The sequence below is a fragment of the Streptomyces sp. KR55 genome (assembly GCF_052245645.1).
Lineage (GTDB): Bacteria > Actinomycetota > Actinomycetes > Streptomycetales > Streptomycetaceae > Streptomyces > Streptomyces flavusporus.
In genome coordinates this window covers 1-2,798 of sequence record NZ_JBQQCE010000767.1, presented here as the reverse complement: position 1 = coordinate 2,798, position 2,798 = coordinate 1, and the positions used below count along the sequence as shown (strand labels likewise).

Here is a 2,798-nt window from a genome sequence, read left to right as displayed (position 1 = left end):
ACCTCGCCCACGTCGAGGTGCTCTTCTCACCCGAGCTGTTCATCATCGGCGGCGGCGTCAGCCGCAAGGCGGACAAGTTCCTGCGCTACATCGACGGCATCAAGGCCGAGATCGTCCCGGCGCAGCTGCAGAACAACGCGGGCATCGTGGGAGCGGCGATGCGGGCGGCGAAGGAGGGGTAGGCCCTCACACGGGTGGGCGGCTGCGTGCGGTCCGGCGGCGCAGCATACGAATCCAGCGCACGGTCACCAGGGACCCCGCGATGAGCGTCCCGCCGTACAACCACCCCGCCTGAGTCGCCAGCGCGGTGAAGAGCCCCACGAACCGTCCGCTCACCCCCTCACCGCGCTCGGCGACCGGCACGAGCCCCACGGCGAACGCGATCGGCACCACGATGGGCACGGTCACCAGGTCGCCCCGCCGCACCCACACCGCCGTCAGCACGCACACCGGCAGAAACAGCACGCCGTACACCACCAGCGACGCCCCGAACAGCAGCTGATCCAGACAGCCGAGCGCGAGCATCAGCGCCCCGCAGAACAATCCGACGCCCAGCCCGGTGAGCCGGGGGTTGGGCATCCGGCGTGCCGCCTGGCCCCCCTGGGGAGCGGGCCGCCGTACGGCCACGGGCCGCTTCACCCCACCGGCCCGGCCCACGCCCGCCCCCCCGCGCGGTTGCGGCGAGCGGGGGCGGACCGGCCGGTCAGCCGGAGGGTTGGCCCGCTCAGGTCGCTGGCCTCGTTCGGCCTTTCCGGCCCGTCCAGTCCGCGCGGGCCGCGGGGACCGCGTCGACCGTACGGCGCCGCCACCCGCACCGCCCGGGCTGCCGGAACCGCCCGCACCGCTCGCACCGCCGCGCACCGCCTGGGGCGGCAGCGCTGGGGGCGTGGCGCGTCGCGGTCCGTTCTGCGGGGGTCGCGTCCTGTATTGCTCCACTGGACCAACTTAGGTCGGCTTATGTGCCGAATAGCCCGTCAGACACGCCGAGGCGCAGAGCTTGGCCAAGCGTTCGATACGTCGCCGGGGCGGCGCCGGGCACCCCGTAGACTGGTGGATCGGCCAGACGTCTCCTGGCCCCGGCCCCGGCCCACCCTCCTGGCCCTCTCACGTACGGGAAGTCGCAACGTGTCGCTCACGATCGGAATCGTCGGTCTGCCGAATGTCGGCAAGTCGACCCTGTTCAACGCCCTGACCAAGAACGACGTGCTGGCGGCCAACTACCCGTTCGCCACGATCGAGCCGAACGTCGGCGTGGTCGGCGTCCCCGACACCCGCCTGGCCAAGCTGGCGGAGATCTTCTCGTCGGAGCGGATCCTGCCGGCCACCGTCGACTTCGTCGACATCGCGGGCATCGTGCGCGGCGCCAGTGAGGGCGAGGGCCTCGGCAACAAGTTCCTGGCGAACATCCGAGAATCCGACGCGATCTGCCAGGTCATCCGTGCGTTCAAGGACGAGAACGTCGTCCACGTCGACGGCAAGGTCTCGCCCAAGGACGACATCGAGACGATCAACACCGAGCTGATCCTGGCCGACCTGCAGACGATCGAGAAGGTCCTGCCGCGCCTGCAGAAGGAGTCGCGGATCAAGAAGGACGTGGCGCCGAAGGTCAAGGCGGTCGAGGAGGCCAAGGAGATCCTCGAAAAGGGCGACACCCTCTTCGCGCACGGCATCGTCCAGGGCAGCGAGCGCGCGGAGCTCCTCCACGACCTGCACCTGCTCACCACCAAGCCCTTCCTCTACGTCTTCAACGTCGACGAGGACGAGCTGATGGACGACGCCTTCAAGGACGAGCAGCGCGCGCTGGTCGCCCCCGCCGAGGCGATCTTCCTCAACGCCAAGCTGGAGGCGGACCTCGCCGAGCTGGACGAGGACGAGGCCCTCGAACTCCTGGAGTCCGTCGGCCAGCACGAGCCCGGCCTCGCGACCCTGGCCCGCGTCGGCTTCAACACCCTCGGCCTGCAGACCTACCTCACGGCCGGCCCCAAGGAATCCCGCGCCTGGACCATCAAGAAGGGCGCCACCGCCCCGGAGGCCGCCGGTGTCATCCACACCGACTTCCAGAAGGGCTTCATCAAGGCGGAGGTCATCTCCTTCCACGACCTGGTCGAAACGGGCTCGGTCGCCGAGGCCCGCGCAAAGGGCAAGGCGCGGATGGAGGGCAAGGACTACGTGATGCAGGACGGGGATGTGGTGGAGTTCCGCTTCAATGTGTAAGCGTCTCGCCACCGCATGCCAGGTAATCCGGTAATCCGTCAAGGATGCAGGTCAGAAGGGGTCGGGCTCTGGTGAGCCCGACCCCTTCTGCATGCGCGTGCTGACCTGTGGGGCGCCTCCGTGGCAGGCGCCGGTGTCGCCACCGACATCGTCAACGGCGGCCTGCCCATCCACATCGGCGCCGCTCTGCTCGGGCTGAAGCTTCCCCGCCCCCGCACCGAGCAGAAACTGACTTATTGGTTTGCCGCCGGCCGGCCCGGTCGGATAGGAAGCTTGCATGCTAAGGGGCGGCAAGGTCGGGCTGAGAGCCCGGCACGAGGACGACATCCCGATCCTGCGGGCCGAGCTCTACGACGATGTGGTCAACGGCTCACGGGCCGAAGGCGGTCCGTGGCGGCCGATCACGCCCGGCTCGAAGGATCCGCGGCTCGTGGTGGACGACAAGAATCAGGGGATTGTCCAGTTCTCCGTGGTGGAGCTGGACGGCGGCACACTGATCGGCACCGCGACGCTGTGGGGCATCGACAACCACAACCGGTCCGCGCACATCGGACTTGGGCTGCTGCCGTCCTCCCGCGGCAAGG

General features: G+C 69.3%; 3 protein-coding genes and 1 pseudogene. 3 read left to right on the top strand and 1 reads right to left on the bottom strand.

Annotated features, from left to right (window positions below; all coding sequences use genetic code 11):
* Window positions 1-182, top strand: a pseudogene (locus ACTWQJ_RS49735) (ROK family protein); the annotation flags it as partial.
* Window positions 183-186: 4 nt separating this feature from the next.
* Here the strand turns inward: ACTWQJ_RS49735 and ACTWQJ_RS49730 are convergent.
* Entirely contained in the window at window positions 187-579 is a 393-nt protein-coding gene (locus ACTWQJ_RS49730; protein WP_443312947.1) for a DUF6542 domain-containing protein, read from the bottom strand.
* Between the two features lie 546 nt (window positions 580-1,125).
* Here ACTWQJ_RS49730 and ychF point away from each other — a divergent pair.
* Together ychF and ACTWQJ_RS49720 are read left to right on the top strand one after the other, a co-directional pair.
* Complete coding sequence (ychF, locus tag ACTWQJ_RS49725; protein WP_443312946.1) at window positions 1,126-2,214, top strand: redox-regulated ATPase YchF; 1,089 nt, start codon at window positions 1,126-1,128, stop codon at window positions 2,212-2,214.
* 277 nt (window positions 2,215-2,491) lie between these two features.
* Window positions 2,492-2,798 (top strand): GNAT family N-acetyltransferase (locus ACTWQJ_RS49720; protein WP_443312945.1); only part of this gene is annotated, 307 nt, incomplete at its 3' end.

Bases quoted from the DNA above. Each gene is read 5' to 3' on its own strand.
- ACTWQJ_RS49730 (WP_443312947.1), bottom strand. From the start codon at position 579: ATGCCCAACCCCCGGCTCACCGGGCTGGGCGTCGGATTGTTCTGCGGG.